Origin of the sequence: Micromonospora sp. RP3T (assembly GCF_003027925.1) — a bacterium.
Lineage (GTDB): Bacteria > Actinomycetota > Actinomycetes > Mycobacteriales > Micromonosporaceae > Micromonospora.
In genome coordinates this window covers 39,900-61,128 of record NZ_PYPS01000013.1, presented here as the reverse complement: position 1 = coordinate 61,128, position 21,229 = coordinate 39,900, and the positions used below count along the sequence as shown (strand labels likewise).

General features: G+C 72.6%; 22 protein-coding genes. 5 read left to right on the top strand and 17 right to left on the bottom strand.

Translation table 11 applies throughout. The features are described 5' to 3' along the window. Positions 1–37: 37 nt before the first annotated feature. Genes C8054_RS12835 through C8054_RS12825 form a run of 3 tightly spaced genes read right to left on the bottom strand, consistent with a single transcriptional unit; the run spans position 38 to position 3,389 of the window. Positions 38–2,191 (bottom strand): FtsX-like permease family protein, encoded by a 2,154-nt coding sequence (locus C8054_RS12835; protein ID WP_107157013.1) that lies wholly within the window; start codon positions 2,189–2,191, stop codon positions 38–40. Beyond that, a complete protein-coding gene (locus C8054_RS12830; RefSeq protein ID WP_107157012.1) occupies positions 2,188–2,868 on the bottom strand; it encodes an ABC transporter ATP-binding protein in 681 nt (226 codons plus the stop codon). Before C8054_RS12830 ends, C8054_RS12835 begins: the two co-directional genes overlap by 4 nt. Further along, positions 2,865–3,389: a PadR family transcriptional regulator gene (locus C8054_RS12825; RefSeq protein ID WP_107157011.1), complete on the bottom strand. Its 525-nt coding sequence runs from the start codon at positions 3,387–3,389 to the stop codon at positions 2,865–2,867. The genes C8054_RS12830 and C8054_RS12825 overlap by 4 nt, the downstream gene beginning before the upstream one ends. A gap of 85 nt (positions 3,390–3,474) precedes the next feature. Here C8054_RS12825 and C8054_RS12820 point away from each other — a divergent pair, with 85 nt between their 5' ends. The 3 genes from C8054_RS12820 to C8054_RS12810 all read left to right on the top strand — a co-directional run bounded on the left by C8054_RS12820 (position 3,475) and on the right by C8054_RS12810 (position 6,056). After that, positions 3,475–4,320, top strand: a complete 846-nt coding sequence (locus C8054_RS12820; RefSeq protein ID WP_107157010.1) for an ABC transporter ATP-binding protein — start codon at positions 3,475–3,477, stop codon at positions 4,318–4,320. After that, the gene (locus tag C8054_RS12815) at positions 4,320–5,165 is read left to right on the top strand and encodes an ABC transporter permease (RefSeq protein WP_107157009.1); all 846 of its coding nucleotides are present in this window, start codon (positions 4,320–4,322) and stop codon (positions 5,163–5,165) included. Before C8054_RS12820 ends, C8054_RS12815 begins: the two co-directional genes overlap by 1 nt. Before the next feature lie 81 nt (positions 5,166–5,246). Further along, positions 5,247–6,056: an alpha/beta hydrolase family protein gene (locus C8054_RS12810; protein WP_107157008.1), complete on the top strand. Its 810-nt coding sequence runs from the start codon at positions 5,247–5,249 to the stop codon at positions 6,054–6,056. A gap of 40 nt (positions 6,057–6,096) precedes the next feature. On the opposite strand, the gene C8054_RS12805 is transcribed toward C8054_RS12810, so the two are convergent. Then, positions 6,097–6,945: a 3-hydroxyacyl-CoA dehydrogenase family protein gene (locus C8054_RS12805; protein WP_107157007.1), complete on the bottom strand. Its 849-nt coding sequence runs from the start codon at positions 6,943–6,945 to the stop codon at positions 6,097–6,099. 66 nt (positions 6,946–7,011) lie between these two features. Further along, positions 7,012–8,442 (bottom strand): UDP-N-acetylglucosamine 1-carboxyvinyltransferase, encoded by a 1,431-nt coding sequence (murA, locus tag C8054_RS12800; protein WP_107157006.1) that lies wholly within the window; start codon positions 8,440–8,442, stop codon positions 7,012–7,014. On the opposite strand from murA, the gene C8054_RS12795 reads away from it, so the two are divergent. Continuing rightward, the gene (locus C8054_RS12795; protein ID WP_107157005.1) at positions 8,441–9,013 is read left to right on the top strand and encodes a cob(I)yrinic acid a,c-diamide adenosyltransferase; all 573 of its coding nucleotides are present in this window, start codon (positions 8,441–8,443) and stop codon (positions 9,011–9,013) included. The genes murA and C8054_RS12795 overlap by 2 nt on opposite strands. Positions 9,014–9,108: 95 nt before the next feature. Here the strand turns inward: C8054_RS12795 and C8054_RS12790 are convergent, their stop codons facing one another. The 3 genes from C8054_RS12790 to C8054_RS12780 form a co-directional block, all read right to left on the bottom strand. After that, positions 9,109–9,837: a DedA family protein gene (locus tag C8054_RS12790; protein WP_107157004.1), complete on the bottom strand. Its 729-nt coding sequence runs from the start codon at positions 9,835–9,837 to the stop codon at positions 9,109–9,111. Positions 9,838–9,918: 81 nt separating this feature from the next. Beyond that, positions 9,919–10,611 carry a response regulator transcription factor gene (locus C8054_RS12785; protein WP_107157003.1) on the bottom strand — a complete coding sequence of 231 codons (693 nt, stop codon included), beginning with the start codon at positions 10,609–10,611 and terminating at the stop codon, positions 9,919–9,921. Continuing rightward, entirely contained in the window at positions 10,608–11,780 is a 1,173-nt protein-coding gene (locus C8054_RS12780; RefSeq protein ID WP_107157002.1) for a sensor histidine kinase, read from the bottom strand. Before C8054_RS12780 ends, C8054_RS12785 begins: the two co-directional genes overlap by 4 nt. 129 nt (positions 11,781–11,909) lie before the next feature. Between C8054_RS12780 and C8054_RS12775 the strand changes: the two genes are divergently transcribed. Beyond that, entirely contained in the window at positions 11,910–12,503 is a 594-nt protein-coding gene (locus tag C8054_RS12775) for a class I SAM-dependent methyltransferase (RefSeq protein WP_107157001.1), read from the top strand. 40 nt (positions 12,504–12,543) lie between these two features. Here the strand turns inward: C8054_RS12775 and C8054_RS12770 are convergent, their stop codons facing one another. From C8054_RS12770 to C8054_RS12730, 9 genes are all read right to left on the bottom strand, one after another. After that, complete coding sequence (locus C8054_RS12770) at positions 12,544–13,095, bottom strand: hypothetical protein (protein WP_107157000.1); 552 nt, start codon at positions 13,093–13,095, stop codon at positions 12,544–12,546. Between the two features lie 443 nt (positions 13,096–13,538). Next, entirely contained in the window at positions 13,539–13,994 is a 456-nt protein-coding gene (locus C8054_RS12765) for a DUF2550 domain-containing protein (protein WP_107156999.1), read from the bottom strand. A gap of 12 nt (positions 13,995–14,006) precedes the next feature. Continuing rightward, positions 14,007–14,285 carry a F0F1 ATP synthase subunit epsilon gene (locus tag C8054_RS12760; protein ID WP_047893558.1) on the bottom strand — a complete coding sequence of 93 codons (279 nt, stop codon included), beginning with the start codon at positions 14,283–14,285 and terminating at the stop codon, positions 14,007–14,009. Between the two features lie 108 nt (positions 14,286–14,393). After that, positions 14,394–15,536, bottom strand: coding sequence for an LCP family protein (locus tag C8054_RS12755; protein ID WP_107156998.1), 1,143 nt, complete (start codon positions 15,534–15,536; stop codon positions 14,394–14,396). Between the two features lie 214 nt (positions 15,537–15,750). Continuing rightward, positions 15,751–17,196 carry a F0F1 ATP synthase subunit beta gene (gene atpD, locus C8054_RS12750; RefSeq protein WP_107156997.1) on the bottom strand — a complete coding sequence of 482 codons (1,446 nt, stop codon included), beginning with the start codon at positions 17,194–17,196 and terminating at the stop codon, positions 15,751–15,753. Next, positions 17,196–18,125: a F0F1 ATP synthase subunit gamma gene (locus C8054_RS12745; protein WP_107156996.1), complete on the bottom strand. Its 930-nt coding sequence runs from the start codon at positions 18,123–18,125 to the stop codon at positions 17,196–17,198. Before C8054_RS12745 ends, atpD begins: the two co-directional genes overlap by 1 nt. Positions 18,126–18,129: 4 nt before the next feature. Continuing rightward, positions 18,130–19,782: a F0F1 ATP synthase subunit alpha gene (atpA, locus tag C8054_RS12740; protein WP_107156995.1), complete on the bottom strand. Its 1,653-nt coding sequence runs from the start codon at positions 19,780–19,782 to the stop codon at positions 18,130–18,132. An 85-nt stretch (positions 19,783–19,867) separates the two neighbouring features. Continuing rightward, positions 19,868–20,689 carry a F0F1 ATP synthase subunit delta gene (locus C8054_RS12735; protein WP_107156994.1) on the bottom strand — a complete coding sequence of 274 codons (822 nt, stop codon included), beginning with the start codon at positions 20,687–20,689 and terminating at the stop codon, positions 19,868–19,870. Then, entirely contained in the window at positions 20,689–21,228 is a 540-nt protein-coding gene (locus C8054_RS12730) for a F0F1 ATP synthase subunit B (protein ID WP_107156993.1), read from the bottom strand. The genes C8054_RS12735 and C8054_RS12730 overlap by 1 nt, the downstream gene beginning before the upstream one ends. Position 21,229 lies beyond the last annotated feature (1 nt).

Genomic DNA, 21,229 nt, shown 5'->3' with positions numbered 1-21,229 from the left:
GGCCGGGCCCGCACATGTGGCCGGCCCACCGGGCGGGTCATTCGCTGCGGGCGGTCTGCGGGCCGGTGACGCGTTCCAGCAGTGGCAGCGTGGCGGCGATGACGGCCAGGCAGCCGAGCAGCCCGACGGCCACCACGGCGGCGAACCCGACCCCGGGCAGGCGCAGGTCGTAGTGCATCTGCGCGCGCAGGAACAGGTGCGCGGCGACCAGGCCCATCCCGACCGCGACCGCGGCGACGGTCAGCATCGGCACCACGCTCTCCAGCGCCACCACCCGGCGCAGCAGTCGCACCGGCGCGCCGCTGAGCCGCAGCAGGCTGAACGGCCGCCTCCGCTCGCTGAGGCCGGCCGCCACACCGACCGCCAGGCTGCATCCGGCGAGCACGAGGCTGGCCACCACGACCACGTCGGCCAGCCGCTGCCAGCCCCGCATCGTGTTGGCGAAGTCGGACTCGAAGTCGCCGGGCACGTTCGGCGCCACCACGTAGGCGGGGAACGCGGCCTCGATGACCGTCCGGGCCCGCTCGATCGCGACGGTGCCCTCCGCGTGGACCGCCACGGAACCCACCGGCAGCCGCGGGAGTGCGGCCGGCTCGACCGGGGACGCGGGCCAGACCCGGTCCGCCGAGGCGGACTCCCGCCAGGGGATCAGGTCCGACGCCACCTCGGCGACGCTCGCCCCGTCGGCGCACCGCCCGTAGGCGGCCGGGATGTCGGCGCAGGCGATCACCCCGTAGTCGTGGCCCGCGCCGCGCACCGGGTTCTCCCGGATGACCACCAGGTCGCGCACGCCGGGGACCGCGGACAGGTCGGCCGGCAGCGTGGCGGGCACCTGCGCGTCCTCCCCCAACCAGAAGGACAGCCGGCCGGCCTCCAGCGAACCCCGGGGGGCCGGGCCGCGCTCGGCGGCGATCGTCCCCATGACGCCGACCGCCACTGTGGTCACGAACAACGCGAGCATCACGCCGCTGACCGCTCGGAAGCCGGCGGCCGGGTTGTCGGCGAGCCGGCGGGCGGCGATCAGCGCCGCCGGTCGGCCGGCGCGGGCGGCCATCACCCGGGCGCCGACCATGGTCAGCCAGGGCCCGCCGGTGACCAGCCCGGTCATCACCAGCAGCAGGGAGGGAAGGAAGAGCGCGGTCTGACCGTCGCCGGTGTCGGGCCGGTAGAGCAGGCCGAGGCCCAGCCCGGCGAAACCGAGCAGGAGCGGGATCAACCGGTACGCCCGCGGCGGCCGCGGCGTCACCCGCCGGGTGACGCCGAGCGGGGAGATCCGCACCCGGCGCAACGCCACCCAGGCGGCGACCGCCGCGCCCGCCGGCACCCCGAGCGCCACCAGCAGGACGTCCGGCAACCCGAGGGCGAGGTCGTCGGGGAAGTACGGCACGCCGGTGAACGGGATCGCGGCGAGTTGCCGGCGGAACGCGAGGAACAGCGCGAAGCCGACCGCGGCGCCGGCCACCGCCGCGAGCGTGGCCTCCACGGCCGCGACCACCGAGATCTGTCGCGGGGTGGCCCCGACCAGGCGCATCGCGGCGAAGCGTTGCTCCCGGCGAGCGGCGCCGAGCCGGGTCGCGGTGCCGATGAAGATGAGCACGGGAAAGAGCAGCCCGCCCGCCACCACGCCCAGGATGAGGTCGATCGCGGTCTCCGGCAGCGGCGCCTCGTTGCCGTCCACCCGGGTGACCTTCCGGACCCGGTCCAGCGCGCCGACCTGCTCCGGCGTCCCGCCGACGAGGATCAGCAGGGTGTCCGGCGAGGTCAGCCCCGCCGGGCCGACGGGGCCGAGGTCGCGGCCGGGATAGCGGTCGCCGAGCTGGTCGGCCGGGGTGGTGGCGAGCAGCTTCCGCAACGCCGGGGAGGCGTAGTACTCGCCGGGGCCGGGCGCTCGGGGCACGCCGACCGGGGTGGGCGCGGCCGGCCCGGTCGCGGCGACGTCGATGCGCTGGATCTGGGTGCCGTGGAAGTAGTCGAACCGGGTCGACCAGAGCAGCGGGTCGACGTCGTCGCCCGCCGTCTCCTGCGGATACATCGCGGCGTACCGGCCGAGCTGGGCGTTGGTGGCGTGCACGCCGGCCACGGTGGTGAGCAGCAGCCCGGTGCCGATCGCGACGGCGGCGGCGATGGCGGCCAGCCGGACGAGCGCCTCCCGACCACCCGCGACGGCGAGCCGGAGCGCGAGGGATATCACGAGCCGACCCGGGCCGGGGCGTTGATCCGCCCGTCCCGCACCACGACCTCGCGGTCGGCGTACGCGGCGACGCGCGGTTCGTGGGTGACCAGGACGACTGTGGTGCCCTGCTCCCGGGCGGTGTCGACGAGCAGGCCCATCACCTCCTCGCCGGTGAGCGAGTCGAGCGCGCCGGTGGGCTCGTCGGCGAAGAGCACCTGTGGGCGGGCGACCAGGCCCCGGGCCAGCGCGACCCGCTGCGCCTGCCCGCCGGACAGCTCACCGGAGCGGCGGTGCTCCAGGCCGGCCAGCCCGAGCCGCTCGAACCAGGCGCGGGCGGCCCGCAGCGCCGGCCCACGCCGGATGCCGCCGAGCAGCAGTGGCAGCGCGACGTTCTCCGCCGCGGTGAGTTCCGGGACGAGCTGGCCGAACTGGAAGACGAACCCGAAGCGGTCGCGGCGCAGCGCGCTCCGGTCGGCCTCGCCGAGCGTGTCGATCCGCACGTCGCCGCAGCGGACCTCGCCGGAGTCGGGCACCAGGATGCCGGCCAGGCAGTGCAGCAACGTCGACTTGCCGGAGCCGCTGGGCCCCATCACGGCGATGATCTCGCCGGCCGCCACGGCCAGGCTCGCGCCGCGCAGCGCGGGGGTCTCGCCGAACGCGAACGTGACGTCGCGGGCCTCGATCGTCACGGTCATCGCCGGACCTCCTTCCGCAGCGCGTCGAGTCGGGCGCCGGTCGCCTCGATCCAGCGCAGGTCCGCCTCCAGGTGGTAGAGGCCGTGGTCGGCGAGCATCACGTCGACCAGCCCGCCGCTCCGCTTGATCTCGGTCAGCTCGCGCATCCGGTGCAGGTGGGCGGCGCGCTGGGTGTCCAGGTACGCCTCGGCCGGACGATCGAGCATCAGCGCGAGCACGACCTTGGCGAACAGCACGGTCTGCAGGTGGGGTTCCGGCTCGACCGGCTCGGTGAGCCAGTGCTCCACCTCGGTGGCGCCCCGGTCGGTGATGACGTAGCGCTTGCGGTCCGGACCGGCGCCGGGCTCGACGTCGCTGACCACCACCTTGCCGTCCCGGGCCAGCCGGCTGAGCGTCGAGTAGACCTGCCCGTACGGCAGCGGTTTGCCGCGCCCGAAGAACGTGTCGTAGTCGCGTTTCAGGTCGTAGCCATGGCTCGGCTCGCGTTCGAGCAGGCCGAGCAGGGTCAGGGGAACGGTCATGCGGTTACACTACACCGAGTGTATACCTCGCGTATATAGCTAACCCCGGAACCGGGCCGAGGGCCGCAGGACGCACACTTGAGTCATGGACCAGCAGCTCGCGATCTCCGTACGGGGACTGCGCAAGACGTACGGCGACAACGTCGCGGTGGCCGGGGTGGACCTGGACGTCCACCGGGGCGAGGTGTTCGCCCTGCTCGGCCCGAACGGCGCGGGCAAGACCACCACGGTCGAGATCCTGGAGGGCTACCGGCACCGCGACGCCGGTGAGGTGCGGGTGCTCGGTGTCGACCCGGCCCGGCCCGATGCCGCCTGGCGATCGAAGGTCGGGATCGTGCTCCAGGGCACCGGCGAGTTCGACGAGCTGACCGTGGGTGAGGTGGTCCGGCACTTCTCCGGCTTCTACCCGGATGCCGACGATCCGGCCAAGGTGGTCGAACGCGTCGGGCTGGGCGCCAAGGCGAAGGCCCGCACGCACACGCTCTCCGGCGGCCAGAAGCGCCGCCTGGACGTGGCGCTGGGCATCATCGGCCGCCCCGAACTGCTCTTCCTCGACGAGCCGACCACCGGGTTCGACCCGGAGGCCCGGCGCGAGTTCTGGGAACTGATCCGGGACCTGGCCGCCGCCGGCACCACCATCGTGCTGACCACCCACTACCTGGACGAGGCCGAGGCGCTCGCCGACCGGGTCGGCGTGATCGCGGCCGGCCGGGTGGTGGAGGTCGCGCCGCCGAACATGCTGGGCAACCGCCAGGAAGCGCTGGCGACCGTCTCCTGGCGTAACCCGGACGGGACGCCCGGGTCGGCGCAGACCGCGACGCCGACGGCGCTGGTGTACGACCTGGCCGCGCGCTTCGGCGGCGAGGTGCCCGGTCTCACCGTGACCCGGCCGACCCTGGAAGACGTCTACCTGCGGATGATCGGACACTGATGACCACCACGACGAAGCCGACGGCCCCGGTCGTCGCCGCACCGGCCCGGCGGACCGGCGCGGGCGCGCTGGCGCTGCGCCAGGGCCGGCTGGAGATCACCCAGTTCCTGCGCAGCCGGGAGTCCGTCGTGTTCACGATGGGCTTCCCGATCATCATGATCCTGATCTTCGCGGCGATCTTCAGCGACGAGATCGCCCCGGGCGTCAGCTACACGCAGTACTTCATCACCGGCATGATCGCGACCGGCCTGATGACCGTGAGCTTCCAGAACCTCGGCATCTGGATCCCGATCGAGCGGGACCGGGGCGTGCTCAAGCGCTACCGGGGCACGCCGATGCCGAAGTGGGTCTGGTTCGCCGGCAAGGTGATCATGGTGGTGGTGATCGGCGTCGCCGAGACCGCGCTGCTGCTCGCCGTCTCGGTGGCGCTGTTCGACCTGGACCTGCCGCAGACCGCCGCCAAGTGGCTCACGTTCGGCTGGGTCGCCGTGCTCGGTGTCACCGCCTGCACGCTCTGCGGCATCGCCATCTCGTCGCTGGCCCGCACCGCCCGCAGCGGCTCGGCCGTGGTCACCCCGGTCGCGCTGGTCCTCCAGTTCATCTCCGGCGTGTTCTTCGTCTTCACCAGCCTGCCCACCTGGATGCAGCAGGTCGCGGCGATCTTCCCGCTGAAGTGGATGTGCCAGGGCCTGCGCTCGGTCTTCCTGCCGGACAGCTTCGGCGCCCAGGAGCCGGGCGGCTCGTTCGAGCTGGGCACTGTCGCGCTGGTGCTCGGCGCGTGGTGCGTGATCGGCCTGATCCTCTGCCTGACCACCTTCCGCTGGACCACCCGCCGCGACGGCTGAGGTGTAAGGCGGGGCCCCCTCTTAACGCCTGGCGTAGAGGAAGGGGCCCCGCTTAACACCTGAGATGGCACACTGCCCGGCATGGGACGCACGTTGAGCCGGCGGACGGTGCTGACCGCCGCCGGCGGGATCGCCGGCGCCGGTCTGGTCGGCGGCCTGGCCGCCCGGCAGCTCGCCGAGCCCCGTCCCGGGCCGGGGCCCACCCTGCCGGACGCGCCGGCCGGCGACGAACGGCTGATCCGGATCGCCTCCGGAGCGCGGGGCCGGGAGGTGGACTTCTGGACCGCCGTGCCCGAGGGGTACGGCGACGGTCGCGGCCTGCCCGTCTGCCTGGTCCTGCACGGCGCCTCGGCCACCCCGCGCGACTACGGCCGGTTCGGGCTGGCCCGGTTCCTCACCGACGCGGTACGCCGTGGCGCCCCGCCGTTCGCGCTCGCCGGCGCCACCGGCGGCCGGCTCTCCTGGCGCCCGTCGGGCGACGACGACCCGCAGCGGATGGTGCGCGAGGAGGTGCCCACCTGGTGCGCCCGGCGCGGCTTCGACAGCAGCCGGGCGGCCGTCTGGGGCTGGTCGATGGGAGGCTTCGGGGCGCTGCTGCTCGCCGAGACGTACCCGGACTGGCTGCGGATGGTCGCGGCCTTCTCGCCGGCGGTCAGCCGCGGCGACGCGGTCTTCACCGGCGTGGACAGGCTGCGCGGCACACCGGTCGGGCTCTGGTGCGGCCGGCAGGACAACTTCCTGAAGGACGTCCGCGCGCTGGCCCGGGTGCTGCCCGAACGCCCGGTACGCGCGTCCTGGGCCGACGGGCGGCACAACTTCGGCTACTGGGGCACCGTCATCCCGGACGCGTTCGCGCTGATCGGCGGCGCGCTCACCCCGCCCCGGACGTGAGCCGCCCCCGGCCGGCACGGCCGGGGGCGGTGCGCACGACTCAGTACGGGTAGAAGCCCTGGCCGGACTTGCGGCCCAGGTCACCGGCGGTGGCCATGCGCTGGAGCAGCTCCGGCGGGAAGAACTTCTCGTCCGCCGTGTCGGTGTAGATGTTGCGGGTGGCGTTGAGCAGCACGTCCACGCCGGTCAGGTCGACGGTGGCCAGCGGGCCCATGGCATGCCCGAAGCCCAGCTTGCAGGCGGTGTCCAGATCCTCGGCGGAGATCACGCCGGACTCCACCAGCTTGACCGCCTCCATCGCCAGCGCGCAGATCAGCCGGGTGGTGACGAAGCCGGCGATGTCCCGGTTGACCACCACCACGGTCTTGCCGATCTCCTCGGCGAACGACCGGGCGGTGTCCATTGTCGCGTCGGCGGTCTTGTAGCCCCGGACCAGCTCGCAGAGCTTCATCATCGGCACCGGCGAGAAGAAGTGGGTGCCGACCACCGACTCCGGACGCTGCGTGGCGGTGGCGATCTGGGTGACCGGGATGGCCGAGGTGTTGGTGGCCAGCACCGCGTCCGCCTTGCAGATCTTGTCCAGCGCGCGGAACACCTCGTGCTTGATCTCGATCTTCTCGAAGACCGCCTCGACCACGATGTCCGCGTCGGCCGCCGCCTCCAGCTCGGTGGTCGGGGTGATCCGGGCCAGCGTCGCCTCGACGTCGGACGCCTCGATCTTGCCCTTCTCGGCGAACTTCGCCAGCGACTTCCGGATGCCGTCGACGCCCCGCTTCGTGGCCGCGTCGTCGACGTCGCGCAGCGTCACCTGCCAGCCCGCCTGTGCCGCCACCTGGGCGATGCCCGAGCCCATCAGCCCGGCACCGACGACCGCGAGTCGACCCGCCATCTACTTCTCCCTCGCCCGTTTCCGACAACGTCTGGGAGAACCCTACTTAACGAGGGATAAGGACCGTCAGATGGCCAGGTCCGGTTCCTCCGGCGCGGTGCCCCGCTCCACCTCGACGCCGAGCGCCCGCAGGTCCGCCACGAAGTCCGGGTAGCCCCGGTCGACGTGGTGCACGTGCGAGACCTCCGTGCGTCCGTCCGCGCACAGGCCGGCGATGATCAGGCCGGCGCCGGCCCGGATGTCGGTGGCCCGGACCGGGGCGCCGGAGAGCCGCTCCCGGCCGCAGACCAGGGCGTGGTGGCCGTCGGTGCGGATCTCCGCGCCGAGCCGCATCATCTCGTTGGCGAACATGAACCGGCCGTCGAAGATGTTCTCCGTGATCAGGGAGCCGCCGTGGCTCACCGCGGCCAGCCCGATCGCCATCGGCAGCAGGTCGGTGGCGAAGCCCGGGTAGGGCAGCGTGACCACGTCCACCGCCGCCGGCCGGTCGTCCATCCGGACCCGGAACGCGTCGCCGCGCGTCTCCACCAGGCCGCCGGCCGAGACCAGCTTGTCCAGCGCGACCTCCAGGTAGGCCGGATCGAGGCCGGTCACGGTGACGTCGCCGCGGGTCATCGCGGCGGCGAACGCCCAGGTGCCGGCCACGATCCGGTCCCCCACCGTGGCGTGCCGCACCGGGCGCAGGTCGGGCACGCCGACGATCTGCACCGTCGAGGAACCGGCGCCGGAGATCCGGGCGCCCATCCGGTTCAGCATGGTGCAGATGTCGACGATCTCCGGCTCCCGGGCCGCGTTGTCGATCGTCGTGGTGCCCCGGGCCAGCACCGCCGCCATCACCAGGTTCTCGGTGGCGCCCACGCTCGGGAAGTCCAGCACGATGTCCGCGCCGTGCAGCCCGTCGGGCGCCTCGGCGATGACGAAGCCGTGCTCACCGGCGATGTCCGCGCCCATCCGGGCCAGCCCGGCGATGTGCATGTCCAGGCCGCGCGAGCCGATCGCGTCGCCGCCGGGGTGGGCCACCCGGACGTGCCCGCGCCGCGCCAGCAGCGGGCCGAGCACGCAGATCGACGCGCGCAGCCGGCGGACCAGGTCGTAGTCGGCCTCCGCGCCCGGCCGTTCCGGCACGTCGATGACGACCGAGCGGGACCGCTCCTTGCCGCCGCCGGCGACCATCGGGTCGACCGGGTCGTCGGGGCCGAAGCGTACGCCGCAGCCGAGCCGGCGCAGCACCTCACCCATGATCGCGATGTCGGTGATCCGGGGCACGTTGGTGATCACGCTGCGGCCGGGCGCGAGCAGCGCGGCGGCCATCAGCTTCAACGCCGAGTTCTTCGCGCCCACCACGTGCACGGTGCCGGCCAGCCGGGCGTCCCCGCGTACCCGGATGACGTCGACGTCGCTGACCGCCGGGTCGCCGGCGTCGCCCGGCCCCACCGCGGTCGGCCGGTCGGGCCGTACCGGGATGGTCAGGTCCGGTATCCGTAGGCTGTGCGTCATGGCCGTCCACCTCACGCGCATCTACACCAAGGCCGGCGACGCCGGCATGACCAGGCTGAGCAACAACGAGCAGGTGCCGAAGACCGATCCGCGGATCGCCGCGTACGCGGACGTCGACGAGTGCAACGCCTCGATCGGCGTCGCGCTCGCCCTGGGGCAGCTCCCGGACGAGCTGCGCGGGGTGCTGGAGTCCGTGCAGAACGACATGTTCGACGTCGGCGCGGACCTGGCGACACCGGTCGAGCCGGACCCGGAGTACCCGCCGCTGCGGGTCACCGAGGAGTACGTCGAGCGCCTCGAGGGCTGGTGCGACGAGTTCAACGCGCGCCTGGGCAAGCTCGACTCCTTCATCCTCCCCGGCGGCACCGCGGGCGCGGCGCTGCTGCACGTGGCACGGACGACCGCCCGGCGCGCCGAGCGTGCGGCATGGGCGTTGGTCGCGCACGACCCCGATCGGACCAGCACGCTCCCGGCAAAGTATCTCAACCGGCTCTCCGATCTGCTCTTTATCCTGTCAAGAACGGCCAATCCGGGCGGCGATGTGCTATGGGTGCCGGGCGGGAAGCGCTGACGTCAGCGGGCCGCACCACGCGCAGGCCCGCATACCCGACCTGACGGCAGCCAGTCGTCCCCGGGACTGACCGGGTTGCCGGCGGAGCCGCCGGGTCAGCAGCGGTCGACCTCGCCCCGCCGGACAGGCGCGGTCCGGCCCGCCCCCGGACGGCGGGAACCCGGCCGGCGGCGGGTGCCGCCCGCCCGCGCCGGCACCGGCCCGGAGCAGGCGCGGCGGGCCGCGCGCCGTCGGCGTACCCGCAGACGCCGGAACGCCACCGCGAGCGCGACCGCCACCACCACCGCCACCCCGGCGGCGGCCGGGAGACCGGCCGGCAGTCCGCCGGCCGCCCAGCCCACCAGCACCGTGCCGGGCACCCAGACGACGACCGCGAGGCCGTCGAAGAGCACGAACCGGCGGTACGGCAGTCCGGCCGCCCCGGCCACCCGGGGCACCAGCGTGCGGGCGAACGCCGTCCAGCGACCCAGCAGCACCGCGGTCCCGCCCCGGGCGGCGACCAGCGCCTCGGCCCGCCGCCAGCGAGGTTCCCCCACCCACCGGCCGACCGGCCCGCCACGCAGGCGGGGGCCGAGCAGCCGCCCCTCCAGATAGCCGAGCTGGTCCCCGACGAACGCGGCGGTGGTGGTCACCGCCAGCGCGGCGCCCAGGTCGACGCGGCCGGCACGGGCCAGCAGGCCGACCGTCAGCATGGTGGTCGCGGCCGGCAGCACCAGCCCGGCCAGCAGCCCCACCTCGCCGGCGAGCACCGCCGCCGCGACCAGCAGCAGGAGGCCCGGCGGCAGGGTGTCGAGCCGGTCCACCAGGGGATCCAGGAAGGTCATGCCTCCCAGCGTCGCCGCGGCGTCGGCCGGTGACGTCCTGCCCGCGGCCGGGGCGGGTCCTCCGGGTGGCCGGTCGTGGCCCTAGGGTCCACCCGGATCCGGCACCGGGTTGAACCCGTCGTCGACCAGACCCAGCCGGTGCGCCACCACCGCGGCCTGCACCCGGTTCCGCAGCTCCAGCTTCTCCATCGCGGCCGAGACATGCGTCTTCACAGTGGTCACGCCGAGGTGCAGCCGGGCAGCGATCTCCGCGTTCGACAGTCCCGCCCCGACCAGCGACAGCACCTCCCGCTCCCGCGGGCTGAGCAGGCCCAGCCCCGCGACGGCCGGATCGGGGGTACGGTCGCGGTCGTGCGCGGCGAGCGCGCGGCGCAGCACCCGGGCCAGCACCGGCGGGGCGAGCAGCGGCTCACCCTGGGCGGCCCGCCGCACCGCGTCGACCAGTTCCTCGGGGGCGCCGTCCTTCACCAGGTAGCCCTGCGCGCCCGCGCCGAGCGCCCCGTAGACGTTCGCGTCGTCCGCGAACGTGGTCAGCACCACCACCCGGGCCGCCGGCTGCTGCCGCAGGATCCGCCGGGTCGCCTCGATGCCGTCCAGCCGGGGCATCCGCAGGTCCATCAGGATGACGTCCGGCCGTAGCCGCTCGGCGAGCCGGACCGCCTCGTGGCCGTCGCCGGCCTCGCCCACCACCTCGAAGCCCCCGGCCGTCCGCAGCACCAGGCCCACCCCGGCCCGGACCAGCGTCTGGTCGTCGACCACCAACACTCTGATCATTCGTTCTCCCTGATCGGCAGCCGAACCCGGACCCGCCAGCCGCCGCCCTCGGTGCCACCCGCGACGAGCGTCCCACCGAGCAGGCCCACCCGCTCCCGCATGCCACGCAGCCCGTGCCCCGAGGCCGGCAGCCGGGGCCCCGGACGCGCCGGGCCGCTGTCCCACACCTCGATCAGCAACGCGCCGGCGGTCGCCTGGACGTCGACCGAGACGACCGCCCCCGGCCCGGCGTGCTTCAGGCTGTTGGTCAGCGCCTCCTGCACCACCCGGGCCGCGGTCGTGCCTCCCACCAGCGGCATGTGCAGCACCTCGGGCATCCGCACCTGCACCGCCAGGCCGGCCTCCCGGACCCGGCGGGCCGCGTCCCGGATCACCTGCGCCGGATCGACCGAGGTCTCGGCCGGCGCCACCGCTTCCGGGTCACGGAGCACCTCCAGCAGTTCCCGCAGCTCGTCCAGCACCTGACCGGCGGTGTCCCGCAGCTCGTCGAGCGCCAACACCGCCTCGTCGGGGCGGCCGGTGTGCTGCACCGCGTACCGGGCGGCGCCGGCCCGCAGCGCGATTGCCGCGACGTGGTGCGCGACGATGTCGTGCAGGTCCCGGGCGATCGCGGTGCGCTCGGTCAGCCGGACCATCCGGGCCTCCGTCGCCCGCCGCTCCTCCGCCTCCCGGGCCCGCTCCTCGGCCGCGCTGGCGGCCTGGCGCACCCCGCTGAGGTAGCGGCCGAACGCCACCGGCGCGGCGGCGATCCCGGCCAGCATCACCAGCCGCAACACGCCGACACCGCCGCGGAGGACCTCCGCGTTGCCCGGATCGATCACGTTGACCAGCGTGACGTTCAGCAGCAGCGCGTACCCGGCGGCCGTGGCCGGCCAGCTCGACCGGTACGCGACGTAGCCCAACGCGACCGCGGCGGCGAACTGGGCGGTGTCCGCGCCGGTCACCGTCACCGCGTCGGCCACCACCAGCAGCGCCGACGTGGCGAGCAGCACCGGCCACGGCCAGCGCCGGACGCCCACCAGGACCAGGCCGGTGAGCACCGCGAAGACCCCCGCCCACGCCTCGCGCGGAATGCCGGGGACGACGATCCGGGTGCTGATCAACCCCAGCGCGGCCGTGCCGAGCCCGAGCAGCAGCTCGGGCCACCAGCTCCACCGCCTGCCCCCCATGCGGCCACCATACGGAGCCGGACGCGGCGGCCAGCCCTACCACCGGCCGGCGCCCCTCCTCCGACTGGCCGGTGTGCCGGCCCGCCGCACGAGACCCGGGCGGCGTCCGCGCGCCTACCGTCGGTCGGCGTGATCAGCGACGCCCCCACCTTCCTCGGCCAGTTCGCCCGGCACCCGTTCGCCACCGGCGCGGTGTTGCCGAGCGGTTCGGTCCTCGCCCGGGACATCACCGCCGCCGTGCCCCGCAACGGGCATCCGCTGGTGGTGGAGCTGGGCCCCGGCACCGGTGCCTTCACCCGGGCCATCCAGCAGCGGTTGGCCGGGCGCGGCCAACACCTGGCGGTCGAACTGAACCCGAGCTTCGCCGCCACGCTGGCCCGTCGCCACGCCACCGTCGAGGTGGTACGCGCCGACGCCGCCGGCCTCGACCGGGTGTTGACCGAGCGGCACCTGCCCGCCGCCGACGTGGTGGTGAGCGGGCTGCCCTGGGCGGCCTTCGGCCGCGGGCGGCAACTGGCTGTTCTCGACGCGGTGCGGGCGGCGCTGCGGCCGAGCGGCGTGTTCACCACGTTCGCGTACCGGCACGCGCTCGCGACCCGGCCGGCCCGCCACTTCCGGCACCTGCTGGCCGGCGCGTTCGAGGAGGTGACGATCGGGCGGACGGTCTGGGCGAACCTGCCACCGGCCCTGGTCTACCACTGCCGTCGGCCGGTGAGCCGCTGAAGGCCGGCACCCGTGTCCGGGTGCCGGCCTTCGCGTTGTCTCAGCTGTTCCAGTGCTTGGCGACGAGGTCGGTGGCCTGCTTCTCCCACTGGGCGTACGCGTCCGGGTAGGCCGAGACCTGCACCGTCTGCGCCGCCTTGGTCAGCGGCATGTCCTGCCAGCCGTCGACCTGCTTCAGACCCTTCAGGAACGCCAGCGTCGAGTACTCCGGGTCGGTGATCTGCTCCGGCGTGCCCCAACCCGAGGAGGGGCGCTGCTGGAACAGGCCCAGCGAGTCGTGGTCGTTGCGGTCGCCGAGGTGGCCCAGGTTCTCCAGCTTCGACTCCTGCAACGCGGTCGCGATCGAGATGACCGCGGCCCGCTCCGGCAGGCCGGCCTTCTTCGTCGCGGCGATGATCGCCTTCACGTTCGCCGTCTGCTCGTCGTTCAGGTTGATCGTGGACTGCTCACCCTGCACGCTCGCCACCGCGACCGGCTTCGCCGTGGCGGCGTGCGCGGACTCGACGTGACCGGCGATCGGACCGGCGAACACACCACCGGTGAACGCCAGACCAGCAATACCCAGCACACTCTTACGCAGCATCGTGTTCATGGGGGGCTCCATTCGGGGGTCAACACACCCGGGGGGGGTGCGGGCACCGTCAGGCGCACAACAAGTTCTCGGGGGGAGTTCCGGCTGCTCGCGGGGCGGGGGCCTCAATCGCGGCGCCGGAAGTGTGTGCAACGACCGGGGGCCCACCGTCATTCCCGGACGGGGGTCGGCGGCGGGGGCCGCTTGCCTTCCTCGGCCGTGCACCGGGATACAACGCCGCGACCCCCGGACCCATTCCACCGCCAGCGTGCCCCCCACCACCACGAAACCGGACACCCACCCCACCTCACCCCAGTCGGGCACATCCGAGCGCGACTCCTCGACCCCTGCTCGCTGATCTTGCAGTTGTGGCCCGCCCATACGGCACAAAACCGGCGTTGGGTGGGCGGCAAGTGCAAGATCAGCGAGGAGTGCCGGGGGTTGAGGGCCGGGGCCGGGGGCCGTCAGGCGGCGGGCCAGTCCTGGGAGGCCAGACGCGGCGAGGCCGCCCCCGGAGGGGCGGCCTCGAGCCAGGAGAGGAAGCCGGTCACCGTGGATCGCGCCATGGCGATCTCGACCGGAGCGTGGTCGCTGGTACAGCGCAGGATCACCCAGTCGGCCGGCATGGAGAGGCGCTCCTGCCCCTCGGGCAGTCGGCGGCGCTCCACCGCCAGCCCCTTACGGGAGAGCACCCGCTTCGGGCGGAGCGCGAAGCTGAACATGCGGTACCAGCGGAGCTGATCGCCGGCGAACCGCCCGAAGCCGGGCGACCAACCGCGGCCGTCGAGCACCGTGGTGACCCGGACGCTCAGCCGGATGATTCCCCCGCTACGGGTGAACAGGGCCCGCCGGATGAAGAGGATGAGAAGCGCGACGACGACGACCGCGACGCCGATTCCGATCCCTTCCACGATCTCCATCGGCGGGTCGGCTCAGCGGGCCGGAGTGGCCGGGGTGGCGCTCTCGGCGAGGACGGTCACGCCCTCACCGGTGACCGACAGGAAGCCGCCGGCGACGTCGTACGCGACCTGCTGGCCACCGGCCTGCTTGATGCGCACCTGGCTGGGCTCCGCGAGCTGGCCGAGCAGCGGCGCGTGCCCGGGCAGCACACCGAGCTCACCCTCGGTCGTCCGGGCGACGACCATCTCGGCCTCACCGGTCCAGACCTTCTCCTCGACGGCTACGAGCTCGACGTGAAGCTGCTGTGCCACGCTGTCTCCTTGCTGCGGCGGCGGATTGCCGAAAGTCTAGTCGCGCCCCCGGGCGCCACCCAACGCGGGTGGTGAGAGCCGGGCCACGGCACTCCGCACCCGCTCAGGCTACTGGCTCTTCTGCTTGAAGTCGGGGTGCTCCAGCAGGAACGCGTCCAACTGCTCGGCACGCAGCGCGGCGAAGAAGTCGTCGGCCGGCGCGAGGAGCTGTTCGCCCCGGTAGGCGCTGCCGCTCCCGATCGGTCCGCCGGGCAGCTTGATCGTCTCGATGGCGTCGGGACGGATGTCCTTGAGCGCGAGGCCGAAGTCGACGACGCTGTTGCCCCGACCGTTGAAGACCAGCGACTGCCCGGCGGCCCGCAGCACCCGGTCCAGCTTGACCGGGTTGGCCACCACGTCGGCGCTGAACGCCTGGCTCACCATCGCCTTGACGAACTGCTGCTGGTGCCGCTGCCGACCGTAGTCCGCGTCCGGCACGCCGTTCTTGGGGTAGCGCTGCCGGACGTAGTCCAGCGCCTGCCAGCCCGAGAGGTGGGCGTCGCCCTTCTTGTACCGGGCCTGCGGGCCGAGGTAGCCACCCCCGCCCGGCTTGAGCTGACGCGGCGTGCCATCCGGCTGGAGGTGCTCGGACTTCACGTCGCGCTCGATGTACATGTCGACGCCGCCCATGGCGTCCACGATCTTCTTGAACCCGCTGAAGTTGATGATCGCGCCGGCGTCGAAGCGCTTGATGCCGGTGACCCCCTGGACGGTCTTGGCGAGCAGTTCGAAGCCCTGCGCGGCGCTCGGGTTCTTGCCCGGCACGTTGCTGCCGTGCGACATGGCGGCGTTGATCCGGTCGGTGCCGCCGGAGTAGTCGGCCTTCGGGAAGGCCGGGATGTCCACCCGCAGGTCGCGTGGGAGCGAGAAGAGGTAGCCGCGGTCCATGCCGGCCGGCACGTGCAGGATCATGATCGAGTCGGAGAGCGGGCGGGCCGTCGAGGTGCGGGGGTCGATGCCGACGAGCAGGATGTTGAGCGGGCCCTTGATGTCGCTCTTCTTCTCGGTGGCGCCGGCGGCCTGGTCGCCGAAGAGGTCGCCCTTGCCGACCGCGCCCTCGTAGCGCGCGACGAGTGTGTGGTAGCCCACCAGCACCGAGCCGCTGAGCACCATCATGACGATGCCGAGGATGGTGCTGACCCGGGCCCACCGCGGCACGCCACGCCACATGGACCGCTTGCCCCGGTCCGTGCCGCCCTTACCCACGAGCATCTCCTATCGTCGCGCCCACGAAGAGGAGACGGGCGCAGGGGTCCGTTTCGTTGCAGAGATCAACGACGGTGACGCGAATTCGTGTCACGAACGGTACCGCGCGCTTCGGCGAACCGCCTGCCGGCCAACCGGACTTCTGGTACGGACCGGTCGTGAACAGGCGAAGGCCGCCCCGACGAGGTGTCGGGACGGCCTTCGTGGTGTGAGCGGGCTCTCAGCCCTCCTCACCCATCAGCTCCTCGGCCTTGGCCTTGAGGTCCTCCAGGCCGCCGCACATGAAGAACGCCTGCTCCGGGAAGTGGTCGAACTCCCCCTCGCTGATCCGGCGGAAGGCGTCGATGGTCTCCGCGATCGGGACCGTCGAGCCCGGCACGCCGGTGAACTGCTCGGCGGCGTAGGTGTTCTGCGAGAGGAACCGCTCGATCCGGCGGGCGCGGCCGACGGTGAGCTTGTCCTCCTCGGAGAGCTCCTCGATGCCCAGGATGGCGATGATGTCCTGCAGGTCCTTGTAGCGCTGCAGGATCCGCTTCACCTCGGTGGCGACGGCGAAGTGGTCCTCGCCGACGAACTCCGGGGCGAGGATCCGGGACGAGGACGCCAGCGGGTCCACGGCCGGGTAGATGCCCTTGTCGGAGATCGACCGCTCCAGGTTGGTGGTCGCGTCGAGGTGGGCGAACGTGGTGGCCGGCGCCGGGTCGGTGTAGTCGTCGGCGGGCACGTAGATCGCCTGCATCGAGGTGATGGCCTGGCCCCGGACGGAGGTGATCCGCTCCTGGAGCTCGCCCATCTCGTCGGCCAGGGTCGGCTGGTAACCCACGGCGCTCGGCATGCGGCCGAGCAACGTGGAGACCTCGGAACCGGCCTGGGTGAAGCGGAAGATGTTGTCGATGAAGAGCAGCACCTCCTGCTTCTTCACGTCGCGGAAGTACTCCGCCATGGTGAGCGCGGAGAGCGCGACCCGCAGCCGGGTGCCCGGCGGCTCGTCCATCTGGCCGTAGACCAGCGCGGTCTTGTCGATGACGCCGGACTCGGTCATCTCGGCGATGAGGTCGTTGCCCTCGCGGGTGCGCTCACCCACGCCGGCGAAGACCGAGGTACCACCGAAGTTCCGGGCCACCCGGGTGATCATCTCCTGGATGAGCACCGTCTTGCCCACGCCGGCGCCGCCGAACAGGCCGATCTTGCCGCCCTTGACGTACGGGGCGAGCAGGTCGATGACCTTGATGCCGGTCTCCAGCATCTCGGTCTTCGGCTCCAGGTCCGCGAAGGCCGGAGCCTTGCGGTGGATGCCCCAGTGGTCGTCGGCCTGGATGGTCTCGCCCTCGGTGAGGTTGAGGCACTCGCCGATCGCGTTGAACACGTGGCCCTTGACCGCGTCGCCCACCGGCACGCTGATCGGCGCGCCGGTGTCCCGGACGTCGGCGCCACGGACCAGGCCGTCGGTCGGCTGCATGGAGATGGCGCGGACCAAGTTGTCACCCAGGTGCTGGGCGACCTCCAGGGTCAGCGTCTTCTCACCGCCGGAGAGCGTCACGTCGACGTGCAGGGCGTTGAACAGACCCGGCATGGCGTCGCGCGGGAACTCGGCGTCGACGACCGGGCCGATGACCCGGACCACGCGACCCGTGGCCGTCTTGGTCTCCACTGCGGATACAGTCATCACACTTCACTTCCCGACGCGGCCAGCGCGTTCGCGCCGCCGACGATCTCACTGATCTCCTGGGTGATCCCGGCCTGACGGGCCGAGTTCATCTCACGCGTGTACTTCTCGATCATCTCTTCGGCGTTGTCGGTGGCGCTCTTCATCGCCCGCCGACGGGCGGCCGACTCGCTCGCCGCCGACTCCAGCAACGCCGCGTAGATCCGCGTGTTGATGTACTTCGGCAGCAACGCGTCGAGCAGCGACTCCGGCTCCGGCTCGAACTCGTACGCCGGCAGCAGGCCCTCGGACCGCGGGCGGTCCTCGACCTGCATCGGGCCGACGATCCGGGTCACCGGGTTCTGCGTCATCAGGGACTTGAACTCGGTGTAGACGATGTGCAGCTCGTCCACGCCGAGGATCCCGTCCGCCCCGGCGTGCCCGTCCGCGTCGTCCGCGCCGGCGGTGAACGCCTTGATCAGCGTGTCACCGACCTCGCGGGCGTCGTCGAACGACGGCTGCTCGGAGAAGCCCGTCCAGCTGCCGGCGATCTCCCGGTTGCGGAACCGGTAGAACGCCACGCCCTTGCGGCCGATGACGTAGAGCACCGGCTCCTTGCCGTCGGCGCGCAGCCGGGCGATCAGCGACTCGGCGGTCCGGATCGCGTTCGAGCTGTACCCGCCGGCCAGACCTCGGTCGGCGGTGACCAGCAGGACACCCGCCCGCCGCACCCGCTCACGCGGGGTGAGCAGCGGGTGGTCGATCCGCGCGTTGGAGGCCAGCGCCGTCAGCACGCCGGTGATCGCCTCGGCGTACGGCAGCGAGGCCGCCACCTTGGCCTGGGCCTTGGCGATGCGGCTCGTCGCGACGAGCTCCATCGCCTTGGTGATCTTCTTCATCCCCTTGGCGGAACGGATCCGCTGTCGGAGAACGCGTACCTGGGCGGCCATCGGATCAGCTCTCGGCGGGGCGGTCGGTGGTGCCGTCGCGGAAGCGGGTCACCGTCTCGCGGGTCTGCTCACCCTCCAGCGGCTCGGCCGGGGCCTCGTTGACGCGGACCTCGTCCTCCTTGCCCAGGAAGACCTGCTTGAACTCGGCGATGGCCGAGTCCAGCGAGGCGATGATGTCGTCGCCCCACTTGTTGTCCGCGATCGAGGCCAGCACGCCCTCGTGCTTGTGGCGCAGGTACTGGAGGAACTCCGACTCGAAGCGGCGGACCTCGCCGACCGGGACGTCGTCCAGCTTTCCCTCGGTGCCGGCCCAGACGGAGACGACCTGCTCGTTGACCGGGTACGGCGAGTAGTTCGGCTGCTTGAGCAGCTCGACCAGGCGGGAACCACGGGCGAGCTGGTTCTGCGAGGCGCGGTCCAGGTCGGAGGCGAAGGCGGCGAACGCCTCCAGCTCACGGAACTGGGCCAGGTTGAGCCGCAGCGAGCCGGCGACCTTCTTCATCGGCTTCACCTGCGCGGCGCCGCCGACCCGGGAGACCGAGGTGCCGACGTTGATGGCCGGCCGGACGCCCTGGTTGAACAGGTCGGTCTCGAGGAAGATCTGACCGTCGGTGATCGAGATGACGTTGGTCGGGATGAACGCCGAGATGTCGTTCGCCTTGGTCTCGATGATCGGCAGACCGGTCATCGAGCCGCCGCCCAGCTCGTCGGAGAGCTTCGCGCAGCGCTCCAGCAGGCGGGAGTGCAGGTAGAAGACGTCACCCGGGTACGCCTCACGGCCCGGCGGGCGGCGCAGCAGCAGCGACACGGCCCGGTACGCCTCGGCCTGCTTGCTCAGGTCGTCGAAGACGATCAGGACGTGCTTGCCGCCGTACATCCAATGCTGTCCGATGGACGAGCCGGTGTAGGGCGCGAGGTACTTGAAGCCGGCCGGGTCGGAGGCCGGGGAGGCGACGATGGTGGTGTACTCCATCGCGCCCGCGTCCTCCAGCGTCCCCTTGATGGAGGCGATGGTGGAGGCCTTCTGGCCGATCGCGACGTAGATGCAGCGGACCTGCTTCGTCGGGTCGCCGGAGCGCCAGTTCTCCCGCTGGTTCAGGATGGCGTCCAGCGCGACGGTGGTCTTGCCGGTCTTCCGGTCACCGATGATCAGCTGACGCTGGCCACGGCCGACCGGGGTCATCGCGTCGATGGCCTTGATGCCGGTCTGCAGCGGCTCGAAGACGGACTGGCGGGCCATCACGTTCGGGGCCTGGAGCTCCAGCTCGCGGAAGCCCTCGTTGGCGATGTCGCCGATGCCGTCGATCGGCTCGCCGAGCGCGTTGACCACGCGGCCGAGGAACGCGTCGCCGACCGGCACGGAGAGCACCCGGCCGGTGCGCTTGACGCGCTGACCCTCTTCGATCCCGCCGAAGTCGCCGAGGACGACGACACCGATCTCGCGCACGTCGAGGTTCAGCGCCACGCCGAGCGTGCCGTCCTCGAACTCCAGGAGCTCGTTGGTCATGGTCGAGGGCAGACCCTCGACGTGGGCGATGCCGTCGCCGGCGTCGGCGACGGTGCCGACCTCCTCACGGGAGACGTCGGCCGTGTAGGAGGAGACGTAGCGCTCCAGGGCGCCGCGGATCTCCTCCGTCGAGATGGTCAGCTCGGCCATCCTCTGCTTCCTTAAAGTTCAGGGGCCCGGGATACCAGGTACCGACCGGTCCGATGGCGTCGAAATCAGGGCTGCAAGACGCTGGTCAGCGCTTCGCGAGCGCGTTGCGGGTCTCGTTGAGGCGGCGCAGGACGGTGCCGTCGTACAGGTCGGACCCGACCCGTACCCGCACCCCGCCGAGCACGTCGGGGTCGACCGTCTGCTTGACGGACACCTCCCGACCGTACATGCCGGAGAGGCGGGCACCGAGGCGTCGCTCCTCCTCCTCGGTCAGCGGGGCCGCCACGGTCACGTACGCGACCTGACGGTCCCGCCGGTCCGCGGCCAGCTCGACCAGCCGGGTGAGCGCGCCACCGAAGGAGCGGCCCCCGAAGCCCGCGAGCGCGACCTCGACGAGGCGGACGGTGACCGGCCGGGCCTTGCCGGCGAGCAGTTGGCCGGCGAGGCCGGACCGCCGCTCGGCCGGGGCCATCGGGTCGGAGAGCGCGTTGGACAGCTCGGCGGAGCCGGAGACGACCTGCCCGAAGCGGAACAGCTCGTCCTCGACCTCACCCAGCTCGCCGGCCGAGTCGGCGCTCGCCAGGAGCGCCTCCACGCCCAGCCGCTCGACGCCGTCGAGCAGTTCCGACGGGGTCGACCAGCGACCGGCGACCAGCGCGGTGAGCAGGTCGAGCGCCTCCGCGCCGACCTTGCCGCTGAGGATCCCGGTCAGCAGGGCCGTGCGGTCCGCGCCGGAGCGGGCCGGGTCGGAGAGCGCCCGGCGCAGCCGCGGCTCGCGCCGCAGCAGGGCGGCGACGGAGAGGATGTCGTCGGCGGTGGAGGCCACCGCCGACGGCTCCGCGCCGCGGACGTACGCGTCGAGGCGCTCGACCCCGGCGGCGTACGACTCCCGGCTGGCGGCCTGCATCAGCGGGCCCCCGTGCTCTCGAGACCGCTCAGGAACCGGTCGACGGTGCCCTTGCGACGCGCCTCGTCGGCCAGCGACTCACCGACGATCTTGCTGGCCAGGTCCACCGCGATGGTGCCCATCTCGGTGCGCAGCTCGCGCACGATGGTGGCCCGCTCGGCCTGGAGCTGCTCCTTGCCGGCGGCGATGACCCGGTCGGACTCCTCGCGCGCCTTGGCGAGGATGTCCTGGCGGATGCCCTCGGCGTCGGCCCGGGCGTCGTCCCGGATCCGGGCGGCGTCGGTACGCGCCTCGGCGAGCTGGGCGCGGTACTGCTCGAGCAGCTGGTTCGCCTCGGCCTGGGCGGCCTCGGCGCGCTTGATGCCGCCCTCGATCGCGTCCACCCGGGCCTGGAACGTCTGCTCCATGCGCGGGAAGACGAACTTCATCAGCACGAAGCAGAGGACACCGAAGGCGACCAGCCCGACCACGATCTCCTGCCAGACAGGGATGATCGGGTTGTGGGTCGTCTCACCACCCTCAGCGGCGAGGAAGAACATG